General features: G+C 64.9%; 1 pseudogene. It reads left to right on the forward strand.

What is annotated here, in order from left to right:
* A pseudogene (locus tag SB754_RS22135) lies at nt 1-248 on the forward strand (ROK family transcriptional regulator); the annotation flags it as partial.

The raw sequence follows: 248 nt of genomic DNA on the forward strand, positions 1-248 counted from the left end.
GCCATCGTCGAGGCCTTCGGCCGACTGAGCAAGCTCGCTGACGACGGCGACGACGGGGCACTCACGATCCTCGAGCGCGCCGCGCGATTCGCCGCATCCGCGATACTCACCGTGACGAACCTGCTCGATGTGGGCACCGTTGTCGTCGGTGGCGCGGCTTGGGAGGCGGTCGCTCCCCACTTCTTGCGTGTGATACCGCCGATTGTGTCGGAAGGGTCGACCGCGAATCAACTACATGGGATGACGAT

The sequence above is a fragment of the Leifsonia sp. SIMBA_070 genome (genome assembly GCF_046534635.1).
Lineage (GTDB): Bacteria > Actinomycetota > Actinomycetes > Actinomycetales > Microbacteriaceae > Leifsonia.